Here is a 26,462-nt window from a genome sequence, read left to right on the forward strand (position 1 = left end):
CGGACTCATTCGAAGTTGGTGTGGCGGCGCAGCATACGGTTGCGGTCGTAGCGGCCCAGGCGCTCCATGGACAGCACGATCGCGTCGAGGAAGACGAAGGCTGTCTGCTCGAACAGCGTGCCCACGAACTGGACCGATTCGTCGCGGATGCCGTCGGCCGAGCGTTCCGGCAGCGCCACGGTGAGATCGGCGAGCGCGGCCAGCGACGAGTCCTCGGTGGCGGTGACGGCGGCCGTGGCGGCTCCGGAATCGATCGCGGTGCGCATATGCGCTGTGACGGTGGGTGTCTCGCCCGACCCGCTGCAGGCCACGACGAGGTCACCGGGCTCGCCGACCGCCGGGGCGGTCATCTCCGAGAACACGTGCGCCCGGAATCCCATATGCATCAACCGCATCGCGAAGGCGTCGACCGCCAGCTTGGAGCGTCCGGCGCCGACCACGAAGATCCGGTCGGCGGTGTTCAGCATGTCGATGAGCGCGATCGCTTCGCGGGGCTGCGCCCGGGTCAGGACGGCCCGAAATTCTCCGGTCACGTCGTGGACGGCGCGCCGGAATTCCATTTCGGTGGTGTCGGCCAACGGCCGTAACTGCGGCTGACGCGCGGAGATTGCTGGGCGGATCATGATGTCTCCTCGGCGCTGTCGTGAAATTCCGACCTCTCCGGAAATCTATCCCGGTAATAACGCTACGGTACGTGAATCGAATTCGACGGGGATACGCCGAACTCGTCCCTATAGGCCTGCGCGAAACGTCCCAGATTGCTGAAACCCCAGCGGGCCGCCGCGATCGCCACGGCGCCCCGTTGTGCCGGGCTCGCCAACAGGTCGGCGCGAGCCCGCCACAGCCGGACCCGGCGGAGATATGCCGTGGGTGTGGTGTCCAGATATCTCGAGAAGATCTCCTGCAGGGAACGGACGCTCATACCGCCCACGGCCGCCAGATCGGCGACGGACTTCGGTGCCGTCGGATTGCGGTGAATATGTTCGACGATCCGGCTCAGCTCGGGCGGCACCGGGGAACTCCGGCCGCCGACGAGCCGGTCCCGATAATCGTGCCGCGCCGTCACCAGCAGGGTTGTCAGCAGCGACTGCTCCACCACCCGGGCCAGCGGCGGCCGGCACACGGGCGTCCCCGGCATATCCGCCATGTCGAGATAGGCGCGCAGCAGCCGGTGCCACAATCCGCCGCAGCCGCGGATGTCCAGTTCCGGCGAGAATGCCGGTGCGCGTGGTGGTATTCGTTCCTGCAGCAGCGTCTCGAGATGTGCCGTCAGGGCGGCGGCGTCGATGCGGGTGAGGAGCATGACGCACTGTGCCGACCACCATGTTCGGACGGCGGTGAAGGGCCCGATGACCGCTCCGCTGTGCCCGCATCGCATCGTCACTCGTGGCCTGCCGGACGTGCCCAGGTGCAGATGTGCCGTGCCGCTCAGGGGAATCGCCACGGTGTAGAAGTCGGCCGCGGTGTCCTCCTCGGCCCGGATCTCGACCGGCGAAGCGAAACTCAGCTCGTGCACCGACAACGATCCCCATCGAATCCGGCGATGGCGGGCATCGAATTCCTCCGGATCGCCGAGAATGCGGAGAGCATGGCGGCGGAAAATCGAACTGTTGCGCCCGCACGCCTCGATCGGATTGTTGGTGTGAAAAAGTTGATGTCCCTCGGGTACGCCAGATTCGGACAACGGCTACTCCTGCAATGAATGCGGCCGTAGTGTCTCCGCGGTAACTGTCTCAAGTTTATGGCGTGCGTGATCTGTTGTCCAGAAAATCGCGGGAGGTGCCGTCGGGAACGGGAATGCTACCGTGCGCCGACGCGATATCTCGACCCGCGGTCCTGCGTTGTTCGACGTAATCGGGATCGTCGTCGGTTTCGTTCGATGTGTACCGACTGGTTTTGATTGCCCTCGATCCGACGTGCCGCGTTCGGGCCGGAGAGCGCACAGCCGGCGTTCTTCGGCATGGTCACCCTCGTTCGTCCAGGGGATCGGTGTGGTGGTGGAAGATTCGCCACGCGCCGCGTTCGCGGCGCAACAGCACGGTGACTCGGCGGACCCGGACCTCGCCCGCCGGCCGCAGGTCGGTGATGCGTTCTCGCAGTGCGAAGCAGCCCAGCTCGCCGCTGCCGAGGCTGTGCAGGAGTTGTTCGTCGTAGCGAATCCGCCAGCCGGAGAACCGCTCCGCCGAGCGGGCGATGGCGGCATCGACCTGGTCCCATCCGGTCGCGCAGCCGCCGGCGGACCCCAGCATCGTCACGTCGGGACGCCGGGACCACAGGTCGCGATAGGGCCGGGGCTCCCCCGACAGCAGGTGCCGGATCGCGGTGCGTAGCAGGCGGACCGCACCGTCCCAGTCCGCACCGTCCCCATCCGCACCGTCCCCATCCGCGTTTCTCCCATCCTCGGTCACGACGAGCGTCTCCGTTCGATATCGTGAATGGCTGCCCGAACGAAATGTGTGCCTGGTGCTATCTTCAAGCTAACTTCGCCTGGCGGTTCCATCGCCGGTACGCGCGATGTGTACGCGAGGGATGCGCGAAATGTCCTGTGGGTGGAACGGCCGTGTCAGACCACGCGAGTGTCGTGTCCTTCCCAATACTGTTCGCGCAGAACGCGTTTATGCAGTTTCCCGCTGGGGTCGCGGGGCAGCTCGCCGACGAAGTCGATGCTGCGCGGGCATTTGTAGGACGCCAGTTCGGCGCGGCACCGGGCCATCAGGTCGGCCGCGAGCCGCTCGCCCGCCGAGTCCGGATCCACCGGCTGGACAAGGGCTTTCACCGCCTCACCCATCTCCGGATCCGGGACGCCGAGAACGGCGGCGTCGGCGACCGCGGGGTGGGCGAGCAGGACGTTCTCGGTCTCCTGCGGGTAGATGTTCACGCCGCCGGAAATGATCATGTGCGCCCGCCGGTCGGTCAGGTAGAGATAGCCGTCCTCGTCCAGATAGCCCATGTCGCCGAGGGTGCGCCAGCCGCGCTCGTGGGTGACCGACGCGGTCTCGTCCGGGTTGTTGTGATATTCGAACGGTCGGCCGCCGTCGAAGTACACCACCCCGACCCGGCCGGTCGGCCGCTCGGTGCCGTCCTCGCCGACGATATGGCACCGCTGCATCGGCTTCCCCACCGATCCGGGGTGCGCCAGCCATTCCGGGGCGGTGATGTAGGTGCTGCCGACGTCCTCGGTGCCGGAGTAGTACTCGCTCAGAATCGGCCCCCACCACTCGATCATCTGCCGCTTCACCGCGACCGGGCACGGCGCCGCCGAATGCACCACATCGATCAGGCTCGACGTGTCGTAGCGCTCGCGTTCGGCCGCCGGCAGCCGCAGCATCCGGACGAACATCGTCGGAACCATCTGCGCGTGCGTCACCCGGTACCGCTCGATCAGTTCCAGGCACTGCCGCGGATCGAACCGCTCCATCACCACCACGGTGCCGCCGAGACGATGCCAGGACATCGAGACCACCAGCGGCGCACCGTGATACAGCGGCGCGGGGGACAGGTAGACCGCGCCCTCGGTACTCCCGCTCAGGTACAGCCCCTGCGCGATCTGCACCGGCGCCGCCGCCGGATCGCCCAGCGCGGTGGCGGGCAGGGGTTTGCGAATTCCCTTCGGCCTGCCCGTCGTTCCCGACGAGTACAGCATCTCCCGGCCCTCGCATTCGTCGGCGAGCGGCAGCGGCGGGTGCTCGGTCAGCAGGTCCTCGTAGCGGTCGAAGCCGGGCAGATCCCCGTGCGCGCAGAGGCGGACCGCGATGTTCGACAGCTCCAGGCCGGCGACCACACCGGCCACCGACTCGTCGGCCACCAGGGCGACGGCCCCGCAGTCGTCCAGGATGTACTGCACCTCGCCCGTCCGCAGGTGCCGGTTGACCGCGGTGTAGTACAGTCCGGAACGTTGTGCCGCCCAGGCGATTTCGAGATACTCCCGGTTGTTGTCCAGCAGGATGGCGATGTGATCGCCGATGCCGAGTCCGCGCGCCCGCAGCGCCCGGCCGAGCCGGATGGATCGGTCCTCGAGCTGCGCGTAGGTCACCACCTCGCCGCTGGATGCCATCACGATCGCCGGGCGGTCCGGGGTCCGGGCTGCATGCCGGCCCGGCGTCATCGTCGCTTCGGTCATCGCTACTCGCCTCCGGCCGGGCCCACTCCGGCCGGTCGGCTCGCCGGTGAGCGCGTAAGAACAATGTTCTCAGTACTGAAATATAAGGTTTCCATCGGCGCCGTCGAGCGTCAACCGCCTCACCCCGCGGGATGGGCGACGGACGTGATCTCGGTGTACTGGTCGAACCCGGCGACACTCCTCCCGTTCGGATTGGGCCAGGAAACCGCCCGCTCTGCGACGATGCCCTGATCGGTGCCTACCCGGCCGAGGACATCGGCGATGATCCGTCAGCGGGCCAGGGTCAGGAGGTCCGTGCGGGCGGTGCGTCCGGTCACTCGCGCCAGCAACGGCGAGTAGATCAGCGGAAGGCCGATTTCCACGACGAGCATGGCGATGTAGAACCAGTGTGGCCAGCCGACGTAGGCGACGGTCAGCAGGCGCACCAGTCCGCCGGCGAAGAACACCAGCATCAGCAGATGGATCAGCCCGGAGTGGCGGTCGAGATCCCTTGCGGCCCGGACACAGACGATGCCGTAGGCGAGGAACAGCACCATCACCATCCGGATATCGGAGTCCAGCGTCGCATTCGGTGTGTTCGCCCCGATGATCGTGCTCGGCCCGATGACGATGTGCGCCAGCGCGATCGTGGCACAGACGACACCGAAGACGACGAGAAACCACTGCAATACAGCCCGCACAACTCCGCCCTCCAGCAGTGCCGCACTTAGTACACAAGTGTCTACTAGATCCGGGCAAGGGTAGGCAGATAAGTAGACGTGTGTCAACTAAGCTGAGGCGATGCCACCGCGCCGCCGCCTCTCGCCCGACCAGCGTCGTGCCGAACTGCTCGACGCCGGAGCCCGGCTGTTCGCCGAAATGCCCTACGAGCGGGTGCAGATGGAGCAGATCGCCGAGCGGGCCGGTGTGTCCCGCGCGCTGCTGTATCGCCACTTCCCGAAGAAGAGCGCCCTGTTCGCCGCGATCTACGAGCGCGCGGCGGGGACATTGCAGGCCGAGGTGCGCATCGATCCGGACGTCCCGCTGACCGGGCAGGTCGCCGCCGGGCTGGACGTGCACCTGGAGTACTTCGCCGCCAACCGGAACACGGTGCTCGCGGCCAATCGGGCGCTGTCGGGCGATCCGGTCGTGCAGGCGATCGTCTTCGGCGAACACACCGCGATGCGCGAGGTCGTGCTCGGCGCCACGGACCTCACCGGCGCGGCCCGCGCCGCCATGTCCGCCCTGCTGACCTCCTGGCTGATGTTCGTCCACACGCTCTGCCTGGAATGGCTCGAACACGACCGCCCGACCCGCGAACAGGTCCACTCGATGTGTATGGGCGCCTTCACCGGAGCGGTTGCCGCACTGCGTGATTCGCCGGGCCCCGAGGGTTGATCCCGGCCGGGTCGAACATTGTGCCCGCCCGAGCGGGCAGCCGGCGGAGGTCGGCGAGCCCGTCCTCGCCGAGAGGGCCGCCCACTCGCCGTTCGATGTCGGCCGCGGTCATGGGCCCGTTCCGTGAGACCGCGAGAAGTCCCGTCAGGGGTAGTGATAGCGTCCTGCGTGGGAAGCGGGAGTGTTCTCCGCCGGTGACCGAACGAGCGGGTCCAGGGAGATGTACGGGGCCGCTGTTCGGCCGGCCGGTGCCGACAGGATTCGACCGAGCTGGAGGGGAATTGTGGTGAAGGCCGTCATCGTGTGCGCTTCGGTGTCGCACGGGAATACCCAGCGGATCGCGGAGGTCTTCGGCGAGGTCCTGGACGCCCGGGTCGTCGAGCCCGAGCAGATCGATGCGGCCGAACTCGGCGCCTACGATCTCGTGGGATTCGGGTCGGGGATCTTCACCATGGCCTTCCACCCGCGGTTGCGCGAGTTCGTCCGGTCGCTGCCGCGGCAGCAGGGCGGCCAGGCGTTCGTCTTCTCCACCAGCGGCCTGCCCGAGCCGCCGTGGCCGGGGTACACCCGTGGTCTCACGCGGTTGCTGGAGGAGAAGGGGTTCGCGGTCGTCGCCACTTTCTCGTGCCGGGCCTTCGATACCTACCTGCCGTTCAAACTGGTCGGCGGCATCCGGAAGGGCCGGCCGAACGCCGACGATCTGGCGGCCGCGCGCGGCTTCGCCGAGAGTTTGCGGTGACCATGCCCCTTTCACCCGATTTGTCCTGTGCGGCAGTGTGACTCGGTGTCCGGGCCGGAGGGGCCGCCGAGCCTGCTTGGTACAGTTGATCAACCGCCGCCATTCGGCGGCGAGGCGCCCGTCGCCGGGCGGGCGGCGACAACCAGTACCCATCGAGGGGAGGTCGGCTGCCGATGACGGCTGACTTCGCCGAGCGGTTGAACAAACTGTTCGACATGGTTCATCCGCCGGGTCGTAAACCGCATACCAACACCGAAGTCTCCGCTGCGCTCTCCGCCGCCGGCCACCCGATCTCGAAACCGTATCTGTCCCAGCTGCGGTCCGGGCGGCGCACCAACCCGTCCGCCGAGACGGTCGCGGCCCTCGCCCGGTTCTTCAAGGTCGACCCCGCCTACTTCACCGACGACGTCTACGCCGCCAAGATCGACCACGATCTCGAAATACTCTCCCAGCTGCGCGGTTACGGTCTGCGGCGGCTGTCCAACCGGGCCTTCGACCTGTCCGACGAATCGCTCGCGCTGCTCACCTCCATCGCCGACAAGCTGCGGGCCGGCGAGGGCCTGCCCGAGGTGCCGCCGACCGACACCGAGTGACCGCCGACCGACACCGAGTGACCGCCGACCGACACCGAGTGACGGTCGAGCCGACCGGATCTCGATGTCGTGCCGCTCGGATCCGGTGCGCGGGTGTCGGTGTCGTTCTCGGTCATCGGGATGTGCGCCGGGTGGCGCGGGGGTGCTGCTGCGCGGCGCGGCGGCGGGCGGGCCTGGCGAGGGTGAGTTCGGTGGGGGAGAACGCGAGTACGTCGGTGGATCCGGTGGGACGCACCCGCAGATAGTCGGGTTCGGACGGGTCGGCGAGCGCGACGACCTTGCCGGATCGTCCCTCGGTGATACCGACCGCGTCGGCGGTGAACCATACGGTCGGTGGGCGGCCCGCGTCGATATCGGCAGCTATTTGCCGGATCTCGCTGTCCGACAACGGTTTCTGTCCCGTTTGGTGAGACGGCATGATGTGCTCCGAGTGGAATGGTGAACGTCGTGTCGCCACGAGCATGCCGGACGACACCGACAGTCCGCATCCCGGTGGGTGTGTCGGGGCCGTACTGCCGGGGGTTTCGGCCGGTCGTCCCGCCCCGACCGGGCGTCCGGACGCACTGGTCATCGACTGGTGCGCAGTATGATTCGGCCCCGGGACCACCGGGTCCTGCCCGCCCGCGACCAGTGGTGCCGGTGTCCGTGCGGTGAGCCGGACCACCTCGTCGGTGCCGAAGCGCAACGCGGCCAGTGGGTTCCGAGTGGCGACGGGGCGGCGGCCACCACCCTCGACGTGGACCGCTGGTTGTCCGGCGGCCCACAATGCCGGGGGCCTATGGTTACTGGACGAAACGAACTGATGGCCGAGGGAACTGTGATGAACCGCGACAACCGTTTCGCCGACACCGGCGCCGAGGCCACAACGGTGGAAGGAGTGACCGGTGGAAGGAGTGACCTCGGCATGAACCAGCAGACGCTCACCGATGCCCTGCGCGAGTTCCGGGCCGCCGAGATTCCCCTGCAAGGGCGGCGCGCGGCGGGCATCGCGATTCCGGTCGGAGTGCACCGGGGCGAATCCGTCGTATGCCTCACCAAGCGCAGTGCGTCGCTGCGCTCCCACCCGGGGCAGTACGCGTTTCCGGGCGGGCGCGTCGACAGTGGCGAAACGGCGGCCGAGGCAGCGGTTCGTGAGTTGTCCGAAGAACTCGGCATCCAGACGACGCCCGAGCACGTCCTCGGCCGGCTCGACGACTATGCCACCAAGTCGGGGTACGTGATGTCGCCGTTCGTCGTATGGATCGGCGATCGCGTCGAGGCGATACGCCCGAATCCCGGCGAAGTCGCGCACGTGTTCCTCGTAACCCCCGACGAGGTCGACGTGGACCCGCTCTTCGTCAGCGACCCGGCCGTCGAGGAGCCCATCGTCCAGTGGCCGTTCCGGGGCGCGCTCGTGCATGCCCCGACCGCGGCCGTCCTGCACCAGTTCCGCGAAGTGGTCCTGCACGGCCGTCACACCCGCGTCGCGCATTTCGGCCAACCGGTGTTCGCCTGGAAATGATCGGTGGGAGGAACCGGACCACCTGTGAGACTGTCTAACTCATCTCGGGCTCGCTCGGTGCGGGGCGGTTCGCCCGTTCGCTCAGCGCGAGCGCGCTCGCGGCCGGCAGGTAGAACAGCGACATGAACAGCAGGAAGCCCGATCCCCCGGTGCCGTTCTGCAGCGCGGACAGGCCGAGGTATCCGCCGGCCACGCCGAGTGCGGCCAGAACCCCTGCGGCCCACAAGATTCCGGTCCGGGCATACCGATGCGGCAGCACGAGGGCGACCGCGGGCAGCAGCACCGCGAGACCGGACTCGGCGACGTATTCGAGCCATTGCTCGGGCAGTGGCGGCGGTGACAGGTAGGCCACCCCGAACATCGCCACGTCGCCGTGGACCGCCTCGGCGTCCTCCGACTCCGGGAAGCGCGCATCGAGCACCTGCGGAAGTGCAACCAGCACAAGGGCCGACACCCGCCAGAAGGTGACCGACCGCCGCCAGTGCCCGAACCGTGCCATCGCGCCTCCGTTCCCGCTCGACCGGCTCCTCGGCGGGCGACGTTACCCGCGCCGAACCGGCCCGGTGAAATCCCTACTCGGCGAGTTCGTCGTTGCGTTCGCGGGCCGGCGCCTGGGTGCGGCGCAGCGAGGTCCAGGCCTCGAGATCCTCCTCCAGGATTTCGTTCAGTTCCCGCATGGTCTCGCGGGCGAGCAGGTTTCGGTCCTCGCCGGCCGCCTGCCGCAGCTCGGTGGTGCGGAGCAGGGTTTGCAGCTGGCCCAGGATCACACTGCGCTGGACCCACATCTCGCGATGGCGGTACAGGCCGTCCCAGGCGGTGATGACGCCGATCGACGCGGCGAGGCCGGTGCTGAACAGCCCGAGCCACGGTGCGTCGCACACGGCGATGGCGGTGCCGAGCACGGCGATGAGCCCGTTGGCGACGGCCGTCCAGACCACGACGTGCTTGGCCCGGTTCTTCACCACGAACCGCGAGCGTTCGTACTCGTCCCGGAACAGGTGCAGGTAGTGGAGGGCGACGCCGAGCGGATCGGCATCCGCCGGAGGCGACTTGGGGCTGTGCAGGCCGGTGGACTGTGCTGGTGTCTGCTCGCCGCGGAGCCATCGCCACATGGAGAAATAGCCGTTCGAAGAGGGGATTTGATGGGTTTTTACGGTAGCACAAATGGTTGCATTAAGGTGGCATAAGAGATATCCTGAACTGGTCGAATCCGATGGAACCGTCTCGTGCAGCGAAGGTCGTGACAGTCATGGCAGCTCCCAACGGAGCCATCACCAGCCACGTGGAAACGGCGCGGCTGAAGCCGTCCGAGCTCGCACGTCAGCTGATTCAGCATCTGGGGCCCACCCTGGTGGCGTTGGTCGCCGGCGTGCGCGACCGCAAGCTCCCACACAAGTGGGCGCACGCGGACGGCCCGCGGCCGCGCGACGCGGCGCTGGCGCGGCTGCAGGTGGCGCACCGCTGCTGGATTCTGCTCGCCACGGCCGAAAGCGAGGACGTGGCCCGATCGTGGTTCATCGGCGCCAATCCCCGGCTGGGCGAGGAGTCGCCGGGCGTGGCGATCCGCGAGGGCCGCTTCCCCGAAGTGATCGCCGCCGCAGTCGCTTTCGTGGACGGCTCCGAGGGAAACTGATAGCCGCGAGAATCCCCTCTCCACTAAGCTATACCGCTGCAAGCGGATCGGAGCAGGCCGTCTGAGGGGATTCTTCGTGTCAATCAGCGACGCCAGGCGCTCCAGCGCCCGGCGGACCTGCTCGAAGACCGGCTTGGTGCTCGTCGCCTCGGCCAGCCGCGAGGTCTATCGGTTGGCGAAACCCTCCTACGGCCCACTCAATCCGCTGTTGCGCGGACTCTCCAGCGAAGATTCACCCGCGCCCTGGAACCGATACGACGTGGCCGGGCAGAGGACGGTCTACGCCGCCAGCACCGAAGAGGGCGCCTACGGCGAGCTGCTCGCTCCCCTCAAGCCGACACTGCCCGTCGCCGCGTCGACCTACTTCGACGACGTCGATGCCGGCGACGAACTGGACTCGCTGATCCGAGAGGAGTGGGAGGACGCCGGTTTCCGCGCGCCCCGGGAAATCGACCTGACCTGGCTGACCGAGTACCGGCTGTATCAGATCACCCTCCCCACGATGGGCTGGTTCATCGACATCGAGGCCGCGTCGAGCCTGTCGGCGATCGCCAGGATCCCACCGCCGAGCCTCGTCGAACGGGGCGTCACCGAGGTCAGTGTCGCCGAATTGCGTGGCACCGACCGCTCTCTCACCACGGCCATCGCCACCCGCCTGTGGCCGATCACCCTCGACGACGCCAGTCTCGCCCACGGCATCATGTACGGCTCACGGCACGGCAGCGAATGGAACTGCTGGGCAATCTGGTTGCGCCGCACCAGAAGAAGCCGGGCCGCCAAGGGCCTCATCCCCACCGCCGACCCCGGCGCCGAGATCCTCCCACCGGCCGTCAACCCACCCCTGGACGCGATCCTGGCCACCTACGACCTGACCGGAACGTGGTAGGGACGCCGCACCAGCACGCACAGGCCCCGGGCGATACCTCCGCTCACCGCGCGCACAATTATTGTCGCGCACCGGGACGGCCGTCATAGTTCCAGGAGTATCGAATCCGGCGGCGGGGCATCCGCGTCGGCGCCGGAGTACTCAGCGAAAGAACCGAAAGATGTTCTCTCCCAGGACACATCCCCTTCCGACCCGGCTGCTGGCCGTCGCGCTCGCACTGCCGTTCGTCCTCGCGCTGTCGGCCGGCTGCGGCGGCTCGGACCCCGGCACCACCGCCGACGGCAGGGCCGTGCTGCGGTATCAGGGTCAGACCGGTCAGGTGACGCCTTTCGAACTCGCCGACGACCTCGGCTATTTCAGCAGGATCGCGCTGCGCTGGGAGAACGACAGCACCAGCGGCCCCGCCAATATCCAGGCCGCGGCCACCCGCCAGATCGAGTTCGGCAGCGCGTTCAACGGCGCGGTCGTGAAACTGATCGCCGGCCGTGCGCCGGTGCGGCCGGTGCTCAGCTCCTACGGCGCCGACGACCGGTCCTTCACCGGGTACTACGTGCGCGACGATTCCGGCATCACCTCGGCCCGTGATCTGATCGGCAAGAAGGTCGGGGTCAACACCCTCGGCGCGCACCACGAGTTCGTCACCCGCGAGTGGCTGCACCGGCAGGGACTGAGCGCGGAGGACATCGAGCAGGTGCAGTTCGTGGTGCTGCCCCCGGTCAGCACCGAGGACTCGCTGCACAAGGGCCAGATCGACGTCGCCGCGCTCGGCAGCGTCTTCCGCGACACCGCGCTCGCGCGCGGCGGCATCCATCCGCTGTTCACCGACAAGGACCTGTTCGGCACCTTCGACTACGGCACCTACATCTTCCGCACGGACTACATCGAGAAACATCGCGACGCGGTGCGGGACTTCGTGCAGGGCACCGCCCGCGCGATCCGCTGGATGCAGGTCACACCGCGCGAGGAGGTCCTGGCGCGGTTCGAGTCGATCATCCACCAGCGCGGCCGCAACGAGAACACCAACCTGCTGCAGTACTGGCGGAGTTCGGGAATCCCGGTGCCGGGCGCGGTGATCGAGGAGCGGGACCTGCAGATCTGGATCGACTGGCTGGTCCGCAACAACGAGCTCGATGCCGGCGAGCTGACCGCGAAGGATCTCTACACCAATGACGACAACCCGTACGCGAACGGAACCTACGCGCCGTCCGGCGGCCCGTCCGGAGAGGTGGTAGCGGCGAAATGACCGGCACCGCAAAGCTTTCGATCATCGGGGTGCGAAAACAGTTCCCCGTCCGCGACTCCCGGGAGCCGATGACGGCGCTCGAGGACGTCACGCTGGAGGTGCGGGACGGCGAGTTCCTCGTCCTGGTCGGCCCCAGCGGCTGCGGCAAGTCCACCCTGCTGGATCTGCTCGGCGGGCTCGACGAGCCGAGCGCGGGCCGGATCCTGCTCGACGACGCCCCCGTCTCCGGGCCCGGCCTGGATCGCGGCATCGTCTTCCAGCAGTATGCGCTGCTGCCCTGGCGCACCGCCCGCGCGAACATCGAATTCGGTTTGGAGGCCAAGGGATTGCGGCGTCGCGAGCGCCGCGAGACCGCCGCGCACTATCTGAACCTGGTGGGGCTGGACGGATTCGGCGACCGGTACCCGCACGAGCTGTCCGGCGGCATGCGCCAGCGCGTCGCCATCGCCCGCAGCCTCGCCTACGATCCGGAGGTCCTGCTGATGGACGAGCCGTTCGCCGCCCTCGACGCGCAGACCCGAGAGCTGCTGCAGGACGAGCTGTTACGCATCTGGCAGACCACGGGCAAGACCATTCTGTTCATCACCCACGGCATCGACGAGGCGGTCTACCTGGGCCAGCGGGTCGCCGTACTCACCTCGCGGCCCGGCCGGATCAAGGCCGTCGTGGACATCGACCTGGAACGCGCCTCCGGCGACGACGTCCGGTCCAGCGAGCGTTTCCGCGACTTCCGGCACCGGATCTGGGCCGAACTGCAGACCGAGGTGACCCGGGCGCAGGGCCTGGAACGCGCCTCGACCACCCACGCCGATCGGAGCCCCAGCCATGTCTAGCACCGTGGATCTCGACGAACGCCCCGTCCGGGATGCGGCCGAACCGCAGCCGATTCCGGCGCGGCCGGACCCCGCGCCGCGGACCGTCCCGGCGCGGGTGCTGCGCGCCTCGGCGCGACTGGGCTGGCGCGTCGTCAAGCCCGTCCTGGTCATCGTGCTGTTCCTCGCGCTCTGGGAGATCGCCCCGCGGGCCGGGCTGGTGGACGAGGTGTTCCTGCCGCCGTTCTCGGTGGTCGTGGACGCCTTCGGCGACCTGGTCCGGCACGGCCAGATGTGGGACAACGTGTCGGCCAGCCTCACGCGCTCGCTGACCGGTTTCGCGATCGCCCTGGTCATCGCGGTGCCCGTCGGCATCGGCATCGCCTGGTACCGGCCGGTGGCGGATTTCCTCGAGCCGATCCTCGAGCTGTTCCGCAACACCGCCGCGCTCGCGCTGCTGCCCGTGTTCGTCCTCATCCTCGGCATCGGCGAGACGTCGAAGGTGGCGCTGGTGGTCTACGCCGGGTTCTTCCCGATCCTGCTGAACACCATCAACGGTGTGCGCACAGTGGAACCGCTGCTGATCAAATCGGCTGTCTCGCTGGGATTCTCGCCCATCCAGCTGTTCCGGAAGGTTGTCCTTCCCGCCGCGCTGCCGTCGGTCTTCACCGGCCTGCGGATGGCGGCGGCGTCCTCGATCCTGGTACTCATCGCCGCCGAAATGGTCGGCGCCCGAGCGGGTCTCGGCTACCTGATCACCGCGGCACAGCAGAACTTCCAGATCCCCGACATGTACGCCGGTATCATCGCCATCGCCCTGGTCGGCCTGGTCCTCAACGGACTGCTGGTCACCCTCGAACGCCGCCTGTCGCGGTGGCGTGTGCGTCCCCAGTAGCAGGTCCGGCAACAACAGGTCCGGCATCGCCACGGCCGCGCCGCCCCTCAATCCGCCGAGGACCGATTCCCCGAGGCCGGCGCCCCGGCGTACCAGGGCACCGAGGCGACCAGGCGCCTGGTGTACTCCTCCCGCGGGGCCTCCAGGATCTCGGCCGCGGTGCCGTGCTCCACCAGCGTTCCCCGCCGAATGACGCTGACGGTGTCCGCGAACTGCCGGACGACGCCGAGATCGTGGGAGATGAACAGGTAGGTCAGCCCCAGTCGTTCCTGGAGTTCGGCCAGCAGGTCGAGGATCCGGGTCTGGACCGACACGTCCAGCGCCGAGGTCGGCTCGTCGAGGATGAGCAGCCGCGGCTCGAGCGCCAGTGCCCGGGCGATCGCCACCCGCTGGCGCTGACCGCCGGACAGCCGGCCCGTGGTGAGCCCGGCCGCCGATTTGGCGCCGAGACCGACCAGGTCGAGCAGTGCGCGGGCCCGCTCGGCGCGCTCGGACCGGGTGCCGATCCGATGGCGCACCAGCGGTTCGGCGACGAGGTAGTCGATGCTGCGCGCCGGATCCAGCGAGGTGAACGGGTTCTGGTACACCAGTTGCAGATTGCGCCGCAGCTGCTTCAGCTCCCGCCTCCCGGTCGCCGACACCGCGGCCCCGCCGAGCGAGACCTGCCCGCTGTCCTGCTGCTCCAGGCGCATGATGATCCGGCCGATGGTGGACTTGCCCGAACCGGACTCCCCGACCAGCGCGTGCGTGGTCGCGCGCGGCACCGCGAAGGACACGCCGTCGACCGCGGTGATCGCCGACGCGCCCTTGCCGAAGGTCTTCACCAGACCGGTCACCTCGAGGGCCGTCTCGCGACGATCGTGTGTGGCCGTGCGCCGTCGCCGGGTCTCGGCGTATTTGCCGGGCGCCAGGGCCGGAACGTCGGCGAGCAGGCGCCGGGCGGTGTCCGATCGCGGAGTGCGCAGTAGCTCCGCGGCCGGGCCGTGCTCCTGGATGCGCCCGCCCTCCAGCGCGATGACCGAATCGGACCGCTGCGCCGCCAGGGCGAGATCGTGGGTGACGAACAGGAGCCCGACGCCCAGCTCGTTCTTCAGCGAGTCCAGCAGCTCCAGAATCGACTGCTGCACAGTCACATCCAGTGCCGAGGTCGGCTCGTCGGCGACGATCAGCGACGGGTTCCCGGCGATGGCGTTGGCGATCAGCACGCGCTGCAGCATGCCGCCCGACAGCTCGTGCGGATACCGGCCGGCGACCACGACCGGGTCGGGCAGATGTACCCGGCTCAGCAGGTCGACCACCTGCTCCCGGTAGGCGGCCCGCGCGCGACGCGCGTCGCGGCCGAGGAGCCGGACGCCGAGCAGATCCCGGTGCCCGAGGCTCTCGGCGAGCTGCGCTCCCACGGTGCGCACCGGATTCAGCGAATGGGACGGATCCTGCGGAACATAGCCCAGGCGCCGCCCGCGCAGCGCGCGAAATTCCTTGGCGCTCATCGTGAGCAGGTCCCGGCCGTCGAATCCGACCACACCGCTCACCCGCGCGCCGACGTGCGACAGCAGCCGCAGCACCGCGTTCGCTATGGTCGACTTGCCCGAGCCCGACTGGCCGATCAGGGCGAGGGTTTCGCCGGGCGCCACGTCGAAGGACACGTCCTCGACCGTCGGCGCGGCGCCACCGGGATAGCTCACCGACAGGTTCCGCACGGACAGCAGGGCCGCGCCGTTGCCCTCGCTCATCGGGTCACCGCCAGCAGCCGGCTCGCCCGGTTCAGCGACAGGCAGGTCACGATGATCACCAGGCCGGGGAAGAACACGATCCACCAGTGCCGGTCCATGTAGTTCTTGCCGTCGGACACGAGGATGCCCCAGTCGGGCGCGGGGGGCGGGTTGCCGTACCCCAGATAGGCCAGGCCGGCGATGACGATCAGCGCCATGCCGAATTGCAGTACGGCCAAGGCGATCACGCTGCGATAGACGTTCGGCAGCACGTGCACGAACAGCACCGTCAACGGCCCGCAGCCCACCAGCCGCGACGATTCCACGTAGTTCAGGCTCGTCACGCGCAACACCTCCGAACGCATCAACCGCGCGAAGATCGCCACCGCGGAGATTCCCGTCGCGATCGCCGCGTTCGTCGTGCTGAAGCCCAGCGAGGTGACCACCACCATGGCCAGCAGGAAGCTGGGAACGGCGAGCAGCGCGTCGGTGAACCGGCCGATCACCGCATCGATGGCGCCGCGGAAGTAGCCGCCGGTCAGACCGAGCAGCGACCCCGCGACAAGCGCGATCGCCACGGCGATCACCGCGGTGAGCAGCGAGCTCCGGGTGCCGTGCACGGTGCGGCTGAAGATGTCGCGGCCCAGGTTGTCGGTGCCGAACAGGTGTCGCGCGCTCGGGCCCTGGAACTTCTCGGCCGTCACGCCGTCGAACGGGTCCTGGTGCGCGAACAGCGACGGGAACAGTGCCCAGAGCACGATGACCAGCAGCACGGTCACCGCGAGCGTCGGCACCACCGCCCGCCCGAATCGCCGTCGCGGACGGGCGGAGACCACCTCCTCCCGCGCGGGTCGGACGCCGCCCGCGACAGCGGTGCGGTCGGACTCCTCCTTGATCAGCACATCGGTCATGCCTGCGCGTTCCCTTCCCGGGCCCTTCCGGCGGGCCCGCGTGCCGATCTCCGCAGCCGCGGATCCAGCAGCGGATAGGTGAGATCCACGATCAGATTGATCACCAGGAACACCACCGCCGCGAGCACCACGCCGCCCTGCAGCACCGGCACGTCCTTGTTGGTGACGGCCTTCTCGATGACCGAGCCGATACCGGTGCGCCCGAAGATGGTTTCGGTGATCACCGCGCCACCGATCACCTCGCCGACGGTCACGCCGATCACGGTCAGCGTCGGCAATGCCGCCGGACGCAGCAGATGCCGGACGAAGATGTACGGCGTGGTGAGCCCCTTGGCCTCGGCGACGATCGCGTACGGCTCGTGCCGCACCGAATCGAGCGAATAGACGAAAACCTGTGTGATCTGGCTGGATACGGGGATGGCCAGGGCGATCGCCGCGGGAATCGCGGCCACCGGCCCCTGATACCGGGTGATGTCGAACCAGCCCAGCCGGAAGGCGAACAGATCGATCAGCAGCAGGCCGATCAGGAAGTTCGGCAGCGACAGGAACAGCGACGGCACCGACCGCAGCAGCGTGCCGCCGTACCGCGGCGGCAGATAGTGCGCGCCGACCGCGATCACCAGCGCCAGCAGTAGTGCCAGCGCGAGCGCCAGCACCGACAGGGTGATCGTCGACACCGCCGCGTGCCGATAGATCTCCGACACCGGGCGCGTCGAGGCCAGCGACAGTCCGAGGTCACCGTGCGCGAACCGGCCTATCGAATACCACAGCTGTTCCAGGACAGGACGATCGAGGCGGTAATAGGCGAGCAGCGCATCGATCTGCTCGGCGGAATAGTTGTTCTGCGGATCCCGCAGGCGGTTGGTGATCGGGTTGCCGGGGATCACGGTGACGATCACGAACACCACCGCGTAGACGAGCACGACGGTGATCAGGGCCTGCACCGTCTTCCACGCGGTCACCCGCAGATGGTCGGTGGCGCGCATCAGCTGTCGGATCCTTGTCTCGCGTCCAGCGTCGCGTCGTAGAAGACCAGTCGGCCCAGTCCGGTGGCGTCGAGACCGTGCACGTGGGGCGCGGTCGCGAAGGTCTCGTAGATCTGGTGCAGGGGAATGAAATACGCCTGATCGATCAGCAGCCGTTGCAGATCGGCGAGCAAGGGGTGCAGTTGCTCGGGGGACGAGGCGGCGACGATGCCGGCCAGCAGGTCGTCCAGAGTTGGGTTGCCGGCGCGGAAGACATTCTGCTTCTTGCTTCCCCACCAGCTCACCAGCGAGGTGAAGCTGTACATCGACCAATGGATCTCGTACACGGGCAGTTTCGGGCTCAGCGTCTGCGTGGTGTAGCTGTTGAAGTCGGTGCCCCGGATCTGCAACTCGATCCCGAGCTTGCGCAATTGCTGTGCGACGAGCTGTAATTCGGTTCCCGAGGTGGTGATGTACACCGACGGATAGACGTACAGGCTCAGGCGGCGGCCGTCCCGGGTCCGGTATCCGTCGCCGTCGCGGCCGGTCCAGCCCGCCTCGTCCAGGAGCCGGCCGGCGAGGGCCGGGTCGTAGGCGAATTCCTTGCTCAGGTCGAGCGTTCCCTCGACGTTGTCCTGGAAGATCGAATGCGCGGGCTCCCAATTCTCGTTGTACAGCGTCGTCAGCAGATCCTGCCGATCGAGCCCGTGCTGGACGGCGCGCCGCACCCGGACGTCGCCGACGTGGTCGGCGGTCAAGCGCAGCTGCAATCCGTACACGGCGCCCAGGTATTTCGAGTACAGCAGGTGGTATCCGGCCTCGGCCAGCCGCTTCTCCTCGGTGGGCTCGACGTAGTGGATGACGTCGGCCTGGCCGGCCTCGAGCGCGCGCACCCGCAGGCCGTCTTCCTTCAGGGCGTTGAAGGTGAGCCGTTCGATCTGCGCGGGACCGGCGTGCGGTGCCCCGGCGCGGGGCCAGTCGTAGTCGCCGCGGCGTCGCAGGACGACCTGCTTCTCCGGATCGACCGAGGACACCGTATAGGGCCCGGTGGCAACGACATTCGCGAGATCCGACTGGTACTCGAGGCTGCCGTTGATCGTGGATTCGGCCAGCATGCCCGTGGTGAGACCGGTCAATGCCTCGGGCAGGCCGTTACCCGGCGTCTCGAGCGTCACCTCGACGGTGTCGTCGCCGACAGGCGTGGCGGACCGGAAGCTTTGGGGCATATTGGCATTGCGGGGAATGCCGCGCGTCTTGTCGCCCAGTCCCAGCAGGTTCAGATTGTCCGCCGCGACCCGGGCGTCGAATCGTGTGCCGTCCGAGAACGTCACGCCGCGCCGGAGGTGGAAGGAATAGCGCAGCCCATCCGGTGAGACGTCCCAGCTCCGCGCCAGATACGGCTCGACGGAACCGTCCTTGTCGCGGTAGAGCAGCGTGTCGACGATCTGGCTCCAGACCTGCCCGGAGAACCAGTCGCTGGTCTCCTGCTGCTGCCACGACCCGCGCAGCTGCCCCAGCAGTACCGTCACGCCGCGGCCGGCATCGCCGGGCTCCTCGACCGCAGGCCCCGCGCAGCCGGCGAGTACCACGGTGGCGAGCAGCATCGCCGCGACCGCACGCACGCGCTTACCGGGGCTCATCGTCCCCGCGCTTCATCGATTTCGGAATTCCTGTGTGAGTCACGGCAATTGAGCCCCGATGTGGTCCTGATGAACGAATCACTGTCGCAGAAAAGGATGTGTCTCCCACCCCGCGCACCGACAGGGTTTGATCCACCTTGATTCTTGGATTCGTCGGTAAGAGATTCTTTACCGATCGTGAAGCGAGAAACGACCCACAATTCCGATCCCGGTTCCGTATGTTCTTCCGGGAGGTCGCGACCACGTCCCGCGAGCGGCGTGGCTCGCTGCGTGCCGGTCAGAACGTGGTCGGCGAATTCACGAAAACGGCTGCGAGGGTTTCCAGTCCGCGCCGGTCCGTGTCGTCGAATCGCCCGGGGCGAGGGCTGTCGAGATCGAGGACGCCGATCAGGGTGTCGTCGCGGATCAGCGGCACCACGATCTCCGACCGGGAATCGGCGTCGCAGGCGATATGCCCCGGAAAGGTATGGACATCGGGAACGAGCTGGGTGCGGCGGGTCTCGGCGGCGGTACCGCACACACCCTTCCCGAGGGCGATCCGGACGCACGCCGGTTTACCCTGAAACGGGCCGACCACCAGTTCGTGTCCGTCGTAGAAGTAGAAGCCGGCCCAGTTCACCTCCAGCAGTGAGTGGTACACGAGGGCACTCAGGTTGGCGGCGTTGGCGATCCGGTCGGGTTCCCCCGCCAGCAGCGCCGCGGCCTGTCCGGCGAGCTGGTCGTACCCGGTGGCGCGATCTCCGGTGAGCGGGACAGGATCGAAGGTCATGGCCGCCGATGGTAGCCCGCGACTCGGCGCCCGCCGCCCATCCCACGATGAAACCGCCTGTAAATCAGCGAGTTTCGATATCCGATCGCAGTGAGTGAAATACCACGTGCGTGCGTGGCGGGACGCCTCCGATGGTGTCGCGCTCGGGTGCAGTGTCGAACCCGGCTGGGAGCGCCGAGGTTTCGGGTCCGTTCGAGCAGCCGCCGACGTCCGTGTCCCGACCCGCGAATCGGCAGTCGGCATTTTCCGCAGGGCGATTCTAATCCGTGTCCCGCGAATCGGCTCCGGCATACAGTCCGAATTGGGCTTTCGCGCACGGCGACAGCGGTTTTCGGCCCGCATCGGCCATGTTCGAGTATTCACGGGAGGGGATATCTGCTCATGACCATCAATGTCACCCACGACGCCCTGCCGGTGAACGACCAGGCTTTCGTGTCGACCACGACCCGCCGGGAATTCTCGGCCGATGACCTGTCGCGACTGCTCGGGGGCGAGGTCTACGCCTTCCGGGTGCGGGATCTGCACCGTGTCGCGTGGCTGCCGCTGCGCTTCCAGAAGCGGAAGTCGGCGATATGAGCGAAACCATCGAGACGTCTGCTCCCGAGCCGACACCGGCCTCGCCCGCACGACGCACGGCCGGCTTCCTCGGCCTGGCCATCGCCTCGTTCCTCGGCTGCGTCGACCTCACGATCGTCACGACCGCGCTGCCGTCCATCACCCACGATCTGGACACGTCGCTCGGTGTAGCGCAGTTGGTCCTGAGTGCCTTCCTCACCGCCCTGGCCATGTTCATGGTGACCGCGGGTCGGCTGGGAGATCACTTGGGGCGCAAGCAAACTCTGTTGATCGGCATCGCGGTGTTCGTGCTCGCCTCGGTGGGCGCGGCACTCTCACCGTCGGTCGGCCCGCTGGTGGTGGCCCGCTTCGTCCAGGGGGCCGCGTGCGCGATCCTCTACACGGGGACCTCGACGCTGGTCGAGACCCTGTTTCCGGCGGGGGCCCGCGGTCGCGCTGTCGGCCGGCTGTATGCGGTCAACGGCGTCGGCCTCGCGCTCGGGCCGGTGCTCGGCGGCCTGCTGGTTCCGGCCTTCGGGTGGGCGGCCGTGTTCTGGATCAACGTCCCGTTCGGCGTCGCGGCGCTGGCCGCCATCGCCGTCGCGGTGCCCGCACCGGCGCCGAGCCCGCGGGTAGGGCTGGATCTGCCCGGCCAGGCGCTGGTCGCGGTGACCGTCGCGGCGCTGGTCGCGGTGGCCTCGCTGCCGGAGACGACGGGCCGGCTGAGCACGCCGGTCGTGATCGCCGTGGTGCTGGCGGTTCTCGGCGCCGCCGCGACCGCTGTGGTGGAGCGCCGCGCGCGTACCCCCCTGTTGCGACTGGCGCTGTTCACGCACCCGCGTTTCCGTGTCGCGCTCGCCTCGGACTTCTTTCTGGCCGTCTTCTATGCCTCGGCACTGCTCGTCCTGCCGCCGTACCTGGCCGATCGCCACGCTCTCGATGTCCGTGCTACGGGCCTGTTGCTGCTTCTGGTGAGCGCCACCATGGCACTCACGTCCCCGCGCGTCGGGCGATGGGTCGACCGCAACGGCCCCACGCTGCCGCTGAAGTGGGGCTTCGGTGCGTTCGCCGGCACCGCCGTCCTCGTCGTGGTGGGCGCGCTGAGCGGATCGCTACCGGCGCTGCTCATCGGGTTCGTATTCTTCGGCGCCGGCTGGGCCCTCATTCTCGCGCCCGCGACTCTCGCCGCACTCTCGGCCGTCGACGCCGACGAGTCGGGCTTCGCGGTCGGCGCGTCGTGGACCTTCCACAATCTGGGCGGCGCGTTGGGCGCCGCGGTCGCCGCCGGACTGTACGCGGCGCCCGGTCCGCAGACCGGACTCGCCCGCGTCGGGGTCGTACTGCTGCTCGCGGCGATCGTGGGACTGCTCGCGAACCTGCTCATCACCCGTTCCACGCAGGCCGAACGATGACCGTGCTCGGAACTCCCAGCAAACACCCCCGCTGGTCCGCGCCGACCGAATCACTGGCCACCGCAGCCGGTTTCGCGACCGCGTGCACCGGCGGCGATGCCGATCCGGGCACCCTGCGATATGGCTTGTCGTCTGCACCGACACCCCCGACGAGCACACCGCCGTCGAGGGGAACGGCTCGGCGCTCCCGCGCAGTAGAGACACAGGTCCGGCCTTCGACATCGACGCCTTCGCCCAATCGACCCGAACCCGTCACCCGGTAGACGGCAGGTCATCTGGATTCCGAAGGGTCTATCTGTCCGGGCCGCAGGACAAACCCGAATGGGTGCCGGGCTTCTGGATCGACGCTTTTTCTGTCACAAACGGTGACTACTCCCGATTTGTCGCCGCCACCTGCCATATGCCGCCCCAGCACTGGCCGGACGGGTGCCCACCATCGGACATCGTCGAACGTCCCGTCGTATGGGTTACCCACGACGATGCCACCGCATACGCGCAATGGGCATGCAAGCGCCTCCCCAACAGCTTGGAATGGGAGAAAGCCGCGCGTGGCACGCGCGGCAATGTCTACCCGTGGGGAAATCAGGCCACCCCGCCAAATGCAATGTTCGCGGCAGCGGTCCCGGAAGACCACGCCGGTCGACAATTACAAAGCGGCGCAAGCCCATTCGGCGCCTTCGACATGTGCGGCAACGTGTGGGAATGGCAGGCAAGTGAAACCACCACCGGGAGATACGAACTTAAAGGCAGCGCCTTCACCTCTCCGTTCGACCGGGCAGCCCCCGCGGCCCACAACGACGCCGACCATACCATGTGCGACGACGACACCGGATTCCGTTGCGCCACTTCCGATGTGAATGAATGAGATCAGGTATGAAGGGGCCGGGTGCATCGGTTCGGTCGTCGCTCATCGGCTCGTGGAGGTCGGTCACGACGTCGAGATCGTCGATAAATTGTCGACCGCGTGGGCTCAGCCACCCGCGCGGCCACGACGTCGAACCCACCTTCGCCTCCCTACCGTCGGAACCCTTGCGTAGCTTCAACTCCCCCCGCCCACGGCCCCCATCGTCCGCGACGCATGGGGGTTCCACCAGGGCTTGGCGGGGACCGCACAGCGAGGGGTCCGGTACATCGCCAACGTCTTCGGCAAGTCGTGGGACCACCGCATGTCGTTGGTCAGGAACCTCCAGGACGACTGTTATTGCAGGAGGGTTGCGAATCAGCCATCTGCGCAAACGATCATCGGTGCGTGACGATTTGGATAGCGGTACGGTTGAGATCAGTTGAAGTCCCAGTTCATCCAGGGCAGCGCCGAGCGTCCGCGCTCGGCGAGAATCTCAACCCAGGTGTTTGAGCGTCGTGAGGTATGGGTATCTCTGATCCGGCGACGGATGTCGCTGGTCAGAGACTTGAAGTGCCCCCGGCAGGAATCGAACCTGCGACCTAGGGATTAGAAGGCCCTTGCTCTATCCAACTGAGCTACGGAGGCAGTGCAGCACCACACACCATGCCGGGTTCGTGGCACGGTGTCCAGCACGATTAGTATAGCGAGCGTCCAGATCGGGGCGGGGTTGCCGGGGAGCAACTCGCGGGCATGTCGGCGCGGTCACAGTGGCCGGTGGGGGCGGGTCGGGCCGGGGCGGATGCGAGCGGGGGACGAACTAGGCTGAATCGCATGTCGTCACCGCAGGACCCGTCCGTCGAATCCGAGGCAGCGGGTGTCCGGTCGGATTCGGCGGCGGCGTTTCCCGCGCTCACGGTGGTCGCGACGGCTGTGGCGGCGTTGGTCGCGCCGATCGTGGTGGGCCTGTCCGCAGCTCAGGCGCTGACGCTGCTCGGAATTCCCGATCCTGGTCCGCTGACCACTTACGGTCTGCCGGCGGTGCGCGCGATCGCCGATCTCTCCGCCGCGCTGGCGGTCGGCTCGCTGCTGTTCGCGGCATTTCTCACGCCTCCGCAGCGTAGTGGACTGCTGGACGTCGGCGGGTACCGCGCGCTGCGGCGCGCCGGGATCGCGGCACTGGTGTGGGCCGGCGCGGCCACACTGCTGGTTCCGCTGACGCTGTCGGACACCACCGGGCAACCGGTCCGCTCGACGCTGCGGCCCGAGCAGGTCTGGCACGCCATCGGCGAGGTCGACGTCGCCGGATCCTGGCGGGCGACGGCCTTCATGGCCGTCGCGCTGGCGGTCGGATGCCGGCTGGCGCTGCGTTGGGGATGGACGCCGCCGTTGTTCGGGTGGGCGGTGTGCTGCCTGTTGCCGGTCGCGCTCACCGGGCACTCGTCGTCGGGCGGTGCGCACGATATCGCCACCAACAGCCTGATCCTGCACCTGGTCGGGGTGTGCCTGTGGGTGGGCGGACTGTTCGCGGTGCTGGCGTACGCGGTGCGCGGGGGTGCGCACACCGGCCTGGCGGCGCAGCGGTTCTCGCTGGTGGCGACCGGCGCCTTCGCCGTCGTCGCGGTGAGCGGCGTGATCAACGCCTGGGTCCGGGTGCCGTGGAGCGAGCTGTTCACCACCACCTACGGCCGGTTGGTGATCGCCAAGACCATGGCGCTGTGTGTGCTCGGTGTCGTCGGATTCGTGCAGCGGCGCATCGCCGTGCCCGCGCTGCGGGCGGATCCGCACGACCGGGCCGCGCTGATCCGCTATGCCGGTGTGGAGGCGCTGGTGTTCGCGGCCACCATCGGGCTCGCCGTCGGCCTCGGCCGCACGCCGCCCCCGGATCTGCGCCGGGTTCCGTCGCCCGTCGAGGTGGAGCTCGGATACCACCTGGCCGGTCCGCCCACGATCGCGAGAATCCTGTTCGACTGGCGCTTCGATCTGATCTTCGGGACGCTGTCGATCGTGCTTGCTGTGCTGTATCTGACCGGGGTGCGGCGATTGCGTGCCCGCGGCGACACCTGGCCGGTCGGGCGCACCGTCGCGTGGCTGTGCGGTTGCGCGGTCCTGCTGATCGCCACCAGTTCGGGGGTGGGCCGCTACGCCCCGGCCATGTTCAGCGTGCACATGGCTCAGCACATGCTGTTGTCGATGCTGGCGCCGATCCTGTTCGCGCTGGGCGGTCCGGTGCTGCTGACACTGCGTGCGCTGCCGGCGGCGGGCCGCGAGTCACCGCCGGGTCCGCGCGAATGGGTGCTGGCCGCCGTGCACAATCCGGTGTCCCGGTTCATGACCCAGCCCGTGGTGGCCACGGCGTTTTTCGTCCTCGGGTTCTACGGGCTGTATCTCACCGGAATCTTCGACGCGGTGGTCGGCACGCACGGTGCGCATCTGGCGATGAATGCGCACTTCCTGGTGTCGGGGTACCTCTTCTACTGGGTGGTGCTCGGCATCGATCCCAAGCCGCGACAGGTGCAGCCGCTGACCAAGGTGGGCATGGTGTTCGGGTCGCTGCCTTTCCACGCCTTCTTCGGCGTCGCGCTGATGAGCATGACGACCGTGCTCGGCGCCTGGTTCTACCGGTCGCTGGGGCTGAGCTGGAACAGCGATCTGCTCGGCGACCAGCGCACCGGTGGCGGGCTGGCCTGGGCCAGCGGCGAGATTCCGCTGGTGCTGGTGATGCTGGCGCTGCTGGTCCAGTGGTCGCGCAGCGACAACCGGGCGGCCAAGCGGATGGACCGCGCCGCCGAGCGCGACCACGACGCCGATCTGGCCGCGCACAACGCCATGTTCGCCGAACTGGCGCGGCGGGACCGGGAGGTCCGGGGGTGACCGATGCGCGAAAGGTCGTGCGGTTGTACCGGTCCGACGTGCGGGCGGCGCGGCTGCGCCTGGGCCGCCGGATCCGGGTCACGCCGGTCTTCCACACCGAGGTGACCGGTCCGCACGGTCCGGTGAAGGTGACGTTCAAGCTCGAGTACCTGCAGTACGGCGGCACCTTCAAGGTGCGGGGCAGCCTGAACGCGCTGCTCGAGAACAAGGGTGACGCCCGCGGCGTCATCATCGCCTCCGGCGGTAACGCCGGTATCGCCGCCGCGCTGGCGTGTGCCCTGCAGCAGCGGCCGTGCACGGTGGTGGTGCCCGAGTCGGCGCCGCATACCAAGGTGGCCGCCATGTGGGCCTACGGCGCCGAAGTGCTGTGGCACGGAACGACTTACGCCGACGCCAAGGGATATGCCGACGGGCTCGCCGCCGAGCGCGATGCCCTGCAGTTGCACGCCTACGACCTGCCCGCGGTGGTGGCCGGAGCCGGCGTCGTGGGGCTGGAGATCGAGCGGCAGGTGCACGGGCGCCCGCCGGTGCTGGCCGCCGTCGGTGGCGGCGGTCTGGCCTCCGGGATCGCGGCCGCACTGGGAATGCGCGGGCGCGTGGTCGGCGTCGAGCCGAAGGGCGCGCCCACGCTGCATGCCGCGCTCGCCGCGGACCGCGCGGTGGACGTGCACGTCAACAGCATCGCCGCGGATGCGTTGGGCGCCACCAGGATCGGTGCCATTCCCCTGGAACTCGCACAGCGCTACCGGATGGCCTCGGTGCTGGTGACCGACGATGCCATCGCGATGGCGCGGGAATACCTGTGGCGGGAGTTCCGGATCGTGGTCGAACCGGCGGGCGCGGTGGCGCTGGCGGCGATCCAGAGCGGCGCGTACGTGCCGGAACCGGGGGAGCGGCCGGTGCTCGTCTTGTGCGGGGCCAATACGGATCCGGCGACGCTGTAGCGGAATACCGCGTATCCACAACCGGGAAATCCATCCCCAG

The 26,462-nt window shown here is 68.3% G+C and carries 28 protein-coding genes and 1 tRNA gene; 15 read left to right on the forward strand and 14 right to left on the reverse strand.

What is annotated here, in order from left to right:
- Window positions 1-5: 5 nt before the first annotated feature.
- Complete coding sequence (gene hxlB, locus D892_RS0121210; protein WP_084161160.1) at window positions 6-623, reverse strand: 6-phospho-3-hexuloisomerase; 618 nt, start codon at window positions 621-623, stop codon at window positions 6-8.
- 62 nt (window positions 624-685) lie between these two features.
- A complete protein-coding gene (locus tag D892_RS43885) occupies window positions 686-1,603 on the reverse strand; it encodes an AraC family transcriptional regulator (RefSeq protein WP_232236361.1) in 918 nt (305 codons plus the stop codon).
- On the opposite strand from D892_RS43885, the gene D892_RS48690 reads away from it, so the two are divergent.
- Window positions 1,544-1,702, forward strand: a complete 159-nt coding sequence (locus D892_RS48690) for a hypothetical protein (RefSeq protein ID WP_232236437.1) — start codon at window positions 1,544-1,546, stop codon at window positions 1,700-1,702. The two genes, D892_RS43885 and D892_RS48690, sit on opposite strands and share 60 nt — an antisense overlap.
- Before the next feature lie 262 nt (window positions 1,703-1,964).
- On the opposite strand, the gene D892_RS0121220 is transcribed toward D892_RS48690, so the two are convergent.
- The 3 genes from D892_RS0121220 to D892_RS0121230 form a co-directional block, all read right to left on the reverse strand.
- Window positions 1,965-2,408 (reverse strand): nuclear transport factor 2 family protein, encoded by a 444-nt coding sequence (locus D892_RS0121220; protein ID WP_024803169.1) that lies wholly within the window; start codon window positions 2,406-2,408, stop codon window positions 1,965-1,967.
- Window positions 2,409-2,563: 155 nt separating this feature from the next.
- Entirely contained in the window at window positions 2,564-4,120 is a 1,557-nt protein-coding gene (locus tag D892_RS0121225) for an acyl-CoA synthetase (RefSeq protein WP_084161161.1), read from the reverse strand.
- A 269-nt stretch (window positions 4,121-4,389) separates the two neighbouring features.
- Window positions 4,390-4,800, reverse strand: a complete 411-nt coding sequence (locus D892_RS0121230) for a DUF4345 domain-containing protein (protein WP_036567321.1) — start codon at window positions 4,798-4,800, stop codon at window positions 4,390-4,392.
- 100 nt (window positions 4,801-4,900) lie between these two features.
- Between D892_RS0121230 and D892_RS0121235 the strand changes: the two genes are divergently transcribed.
- The 3 genes from D892_RS0121235 to D892_RS0121245 all read left to right on the forward strand — a co-directional run bounded on the left by D892_RS0121235 (window position 4,901) and on the right by D892_RS0121245 (window position 6,829).
- On the forward strand, window positions 4,901-5,497 hold the full coding sequence (locus D892_RS0121235) for a TetR/AcrR family transcriptional regulator (RefSeq protein ID WP_024803172.1): 597 nt from the start codon (window positions 4,901-4,903) through the stop codon (window positions 5,495-5,497).
- Window positions 5,498-5,783: 286 nt separating this feature from the next.
- Entirely contained in the window at window positions 5,784-6,236 is a 453-nt protein-coding gene (locus D892_RS0121240; RefSeq protein ID WP_024803173.1) for a flavodoxin family protein, read from the forward strand.
- Between the two features lie 173 nt (window positions 6,237-6,409).
- Window positions 6,410-6,829 (forward strand): helix-turn-helix domain-containing protein, encoded by a 420-nt coding sequence (locus D892_RS0121245; RefSeq protein ID WP_024803174.1) that lies wholly within the window; start codon window positions 6,410-6,412, stop codon window positions 6,827-6,829.
- 112 nt (window positions 6,830-6,941) lie between these two features.
- Here D892_RS0121245 and D892_RS46885 read toward each other — a convergent pair whose 3' ends face one another.
- Window positions 6,942-7,247, reverse strand: coding sequence for a hypothetical protein (locus D892_RS46885; protein ID WP_036569396.1), 306 nt, complete (start codon window positions 7,245-7,247; stop codon window positions 6,942-6,944).
- 486 nt (window positions 7,248-7,733) lie between these two features.
- Between D892_RS46885 and D892_RS0121255 the strand changes: the two genes are divergently transcribed.
- A complete protein-coding gene (locus D892_RS0121255) occupies window positions 7,734-8,330 on the forward strand; it encodes a CoA pyrophosphatase (RefSeq protein ID WP_036569399.1) in 597 nt (198 codons plus the stop codon).
- A 34-nt stretch (window positions 8,331-8,364) separates the two neighbouring features.
- Here the strand turns inward: D892_RS0121255 and D892_RS0121260 are convergent, their stop codons facing one another.
- The gene (locus D892_RS0121260) at window positions 8,365-8,829 is read right to left on the reverse strand and encodes a hypothetical protein (protein ID WP_024803176.1); all 465 of its coding nucleotides are present in this window, start codon (window positions 8,827-8,829) and stop codon (window positions 8,365-8,367) included.
- 73 nt (window positions 8,830-8,902) lie between these two features.
- Window positions 8,903-9,442, reverse strand: a complete 540-nt coding sequence (locus D892_RS0121265; protein ID WP_024803177.1) for an SLATT domain-containing protein — start codon at window positions 9,440-9,442, stop codon at window positions 8,903-8,905.
- 137 nt (window positions 9,443-9,579) lie between these two features.
- Here D892_RS0121265 and D892_RS0121270 point away from each other — a divergent pair, with 137 nt between their 5' ends.
- From D892_RS0121270 to D892_RS0121290, 5 genes are all read left to right on the forward strand, one after another.
- Window positions 9,580-9,963 carry a hypothetical protein gene (locus D892_RS0121270; protein WP_024803178.1) on the forward strand — a complete coding sequence of 128 codons (384 nt, stop codon included), beginning with the start codon at window positions 9,580-9,582 and terminating at the stop codon, window positions 9,961-9,963.
- 76 nt (window positions 9,964-10,039) lie between these two features.
- Window positions 10,040-10,849 (forward strand): RES domain-containing protein, encoded by an 810-nt coding sequence (locus D892_RS41765; protein ID WP_024803179.1) that lies wholly within the window; start codon window positions 10,040-10,042, stop codon window positions 10,847-10,849.
- A gap of 160 nt (window positions 10,850-11,009) precedes the next feature.
- Window positions 11,010-12,092: an ABC transporter substrate-binding protein gene (locus tag D892_RS0121280; protein WP_024803180.1), complete on the forward strand. Its 1,083-nt coding sequence runs from the start codon at window positions 11,010-11,012 to the stop codon at window positions 12,090-12,092.
- Complete coding sequence (locus D892_RS0121285; protein WP_024803181.1) at window positions 12,089-12,925, forward strand: ABC transporter ATP-binding protein; 837 nt, start codon at window positions 12,089-12,091, stop codon at window positions 12,923-12,925. Before D892_RS0121280 ends, D892_RS0121285 begins: the two co-directional genes overlap by 4 nt.
- Window positions 12,918-13,799: an ABC transporter permease gene (locus D892_RS0121290; protein WP_024803182.1), complete on the forward strand. Its 882-nt coding sequence runs from the start codon at window positions 12,918-12,920 to the stop codon at window positions 13,797-13,799. The genes D892_RS0121285 and D892_RS0121290 overlap by 8 nt, the downstream gene beginning before the upstream one ends.
- Window positions 13,800-13,846: 47 nt before the next feature.
- Here the strand turns inward: D892_RS0121290 and D892_RS0121295 are convergent, their stop codons facing one another.
- The 5 genes from D892_RS0121295 to D892_RS0121315 form a co-directional block, all read right to left on the reverse strand.
- Window positions 13,847-15,532 (reverse strand): ABC transporter ATP-binding protein, encoded by a 1,686-nt coding sequence (locus D892_RS0121295; protein WP_024803183.1) that lies wholly within the window; start codon window positions 15,530-15,532, stop codon window positions 13,847-13,849.
- Window positions 15,529-16,422 (reverse strand): ABC transporter permease, encoded by an 894-nt coding sequence (locus tag D892_RS0121300; RefSeq protein ID WP_024803184.1) that lies wholly within the window; start codon window positions 16,420-16,422, stop codon window positions 15,529-15,531. The genes D892_RS0121295 and D892_RS0121300 overlap by 4 nt, the downstream gene beginning before the upstream one ends.
- Window positions 16,419-17,408 carry an ABC transporter permease gene (locus D892_RS0121305; RefSeq protein WP_024803185.1) on the reverse strand — a complete coding sequence of 330 codons (990 nt, stop codon included), beginning with the start codon at window positions 17,406-17,408 and terminating at the stop codon, window positions 16,419-16,421. Before D892_RS0121305 ends, D892_RS0121300 begins: the two co-directional genes overlap by 4 nt.
- A complete protein-coding gene (locus tag D892_RS0121310; RefSeq protein WP_024803186.1) occupies window positions 17,408-19,027 on the reverse strand; it encodes an ABC transporter substrate-binding protein in 1,620 nt (539 codons plus the stop codon). The genes D892_RS0121305 and D892_RS0121310 overlap by 1 nt, the downstream gene beginning before the upstream one ends.
- Before the next feature lie 277 nt (window positions 19,028-19,304).
- Window positions 19,305-19,796: a GAF domain-containing protein gene (locus tag D892_RS0121315; RefSeq protein WP_024803187.1), complete on the reverse strand. Its 492-nt coding sequence runs from the start codon at window positions 19,794-19,796 to the stop codon at window positions 19,305-19,307.
- A gap of 381 nt (window positions 19,797-20,177) precedes the next feature.
- Between D892_RS0121315 and D892_RS0121320 the strand changes: the two genes are divergently transcribed.
- From D892_RS0121320 to D892_RS47825, 3 genes are all read left to right on the forward strand, one after another.
- Entirely contained in the window at window positions 20,178-20,372 is a 195-nt protein-coding gene (locus D892_RS0121320; RefSeq protein WP_024803188.1) for a hypothetical protein, read from the forward strand.
- Entirely contained in the window at window positions 20,369-21,763 is a 1,395-nt protein-coding gene (locus D892_RS0121325) for an MFS transporter (protein WP_024803189.1), read from the forward strand. Before D892_RS0121320 ends, D892_RS0121325 begins: the two co-directional genes overlap by 4 nt.
- A gap of 82 nt (window positions 21,764-21,845) precedes the next feature.
- Complete coding sequence (locus tag D892_RS47825) at window positions 21,846-22,628, forward strand: SUMF1/EgtB/PvdO family nonheme iron enzyme (protein ID WP_255360239.1); 783 nt, start codon at window positions 21,846-21,848, stop codon at window positions 22,626-22,628.
- 550 nt (window positions 22,629-23,178) lie between these two features.
- On the opposite strand, the gene D892_RS0121335 is transcribed toward D892_RS47825, so the two are convergent.
- A tRNA-Arg gene (locus D892_RS0121335) sits at window positions 23,179-23,252 on the reverse strand.
- Between the two features lie 186 nt (window positions 23,253-23,438).
- On the opposite strand from D892_RS0121335, the gene D892_RS0121340 reads away from it, so the two are divergent.
- Window positions 23,439-25,478, forward strand: a complete 2,040-nt coding sequence (locus tag D892_RS0121340) for a cytochrome c oxidase assembly protein (RefSeq protein WP_024803191.1) — start codon at window positions 23,439-23,441, stop codon at window positions 25,476-25,478.
- On the forward strand, window positions 25,475-26,422 hold the full coding sequence (locus tag D892_RS0121345) for a threonine/serine dehydratase (protein ID WP_036567323.1): 948 nt from the start codon (window positions 25,475-25,477) through the stop codon (window positions 26,420-26,422). Before D892_RS0121340 ends, D892_RS0121345 begins: the two co-directional genes overlap by 4 nt.
- The last annotated feature ends 40 nt before the right edge of the window (window positions 26,423-26,462 follow it).

Origin of the sequence: Nocardia sp. BMG51109 (assembly GCF_000526215.1) — a bacterium.
Lineage (GTDB): Bacteria > Actinomycetota > Actinomycetes > Mycobacteriales > Mycobacteriaceae > Nocardia.

Bases quoted from the DNA above. Each gene is read 5' to 3' on its own strand.
- D892_RS0121325 (WP_024803189.1), top strand. From the start codon at position 20,369: ATGAGCGAAACCATCGAGACGTCTGCTCCCGAGCCGACACCGGCCTCG.
- D892_RS48690 (WP_232236437.1), top strand. From the start codon at position 1,544: ATGGCGGGCATCGAATTCCTCCGGATCGCCGAGAATGCGGAGAGCATG.
- D892_RS0121280 (WP_024803180.1), top strand. From the start codon at position 11,010: ATGTTCTCTCCCAGGACACATCCCCTTCCGACCCGGCTGCTGGCCGTC.
- D892_RS0121320 (WP_024803188.1), top strand. From the start codon at position 20,178: ATGACCATCAATGTCACCCACGACGCCCTGCCGGTGAACGACCAGGCT.
- D892_RS0121340 (WP_024803191.1), top strand. From the start codon at position 23,439: ATGTCGTCACCGCAGGACCCGTCCGTCGAATCCGAGGCAGCGGGTGTC.
- D892_RS0121295 (WP_024803183.1), bottom strand. From the start codon at position 15,532: ATGAGCGAGGGCAACGGCGCGGCCCTGCTGTCCGTGCGGAACCTGTCG.
- D892_RS46885 (WP_036569396.1), bottom strand. From the start codon at position 7,247: ATGCCGTCTCACCAAACGGGACAGAAACCGTTGTCGGACAGCGAGATC.
- D892_RS0121225 (WP_084161161.1), bottom strand. From the start codon at position 4,120: ATGACCGAAGCGACGATGACGCCGGGCCGGCATGCAGCCCGGACCCCG.
- D892_RS0121305 (WP_024803185.1), bottom strand. From the start codon at position 17,408: ATGCGCGCCACCGACCATCTGCGGGTGACCGCGTGGAAGACGGTGCAG.
- D892_RS0121265 (WP_024803177.1), bottom strand. From the start codon at position 9,442: ATGTGGCGATGGCTCCGCGGCGAGCAGACACCAGCACAGTCCACCGGC.
- D892_RS0121285 (WP_024803181.1), top strand. From the start codon at position 12,089: ATGACCGGCACCGCAAAGCTTTCGATCATCGGGGTGCGAAAACAGTTC.
- D892_RS0121315 (WP_024803187.1), bottom strand. From the start codon at position 19,796: ATGACCTTCGATCCTGTCCCGCTCACCGGAGATCGCGCCACCGGGTAC.
- D892_RS0121245 (WP_024803174.1), top strand. From the start codon at position 6,410: ATGACGGCTGACTTCGCCGAGCGGTTGAACAAACTGTTCGACATGGTT.
- D892_RS0121270 (WP_024803178.1), top strand. From the start codon at position 9,580: ATGGCAGCTCCCAACGGAGCCATCACCAGCCACGTGGAAACGGCGCGG.
- D892_RS0121310 (WP_024803186.1), bottom strand. From the start codon at position 19,027: ATGAGCCCCGGTAAGCGCGTGCGTGCGGTCGCGGCGATGCTGCTCGCC.
- D892_RS0121260 (WP_024803176.1), bottom strand. From the start codon at position 8,829: ATGGCACGGTTCGGGCACTGGCGGCGGTCGGTCACCTTCTGGCGGGTG.
- hxlB (WP_084161160.1), bottom strand. From the start codon at position 623: ATGATCCGCCCAGCAATCTCCGCGCGTCAGCCGCAGTTACGGCCGTTG.
- D892_RS0121300 (WP_024803184.1), bottom strand. From the start codon at position 16,422: ATGACCGATGTGCTGATCAAGGAGGAGTCCGACCGCACCGCTGTCGCG.
- D892_RS0121290 (WP_024803182.1), top strand. From the start codon at position 12,918: ATGTCTAGCACCGTGGATCTCGACGAACGCCCCGTCCGGGATGCGGCC.
- D892_RS0121255 (WP_036569399.1), top strand. From the start codon at position 7,734: ATGAACCAGCAGACGCTCACCGATGCCCTGCGCGAGTTCCGGGCCGCC.
- D892_RS0121235 (WP_024803172.1), top strand. From the start codon at position 4,901: ATGCCACCGCGCCGCCGCCTCTCGCCCGACCAGCGTCGTGCCGAACTG.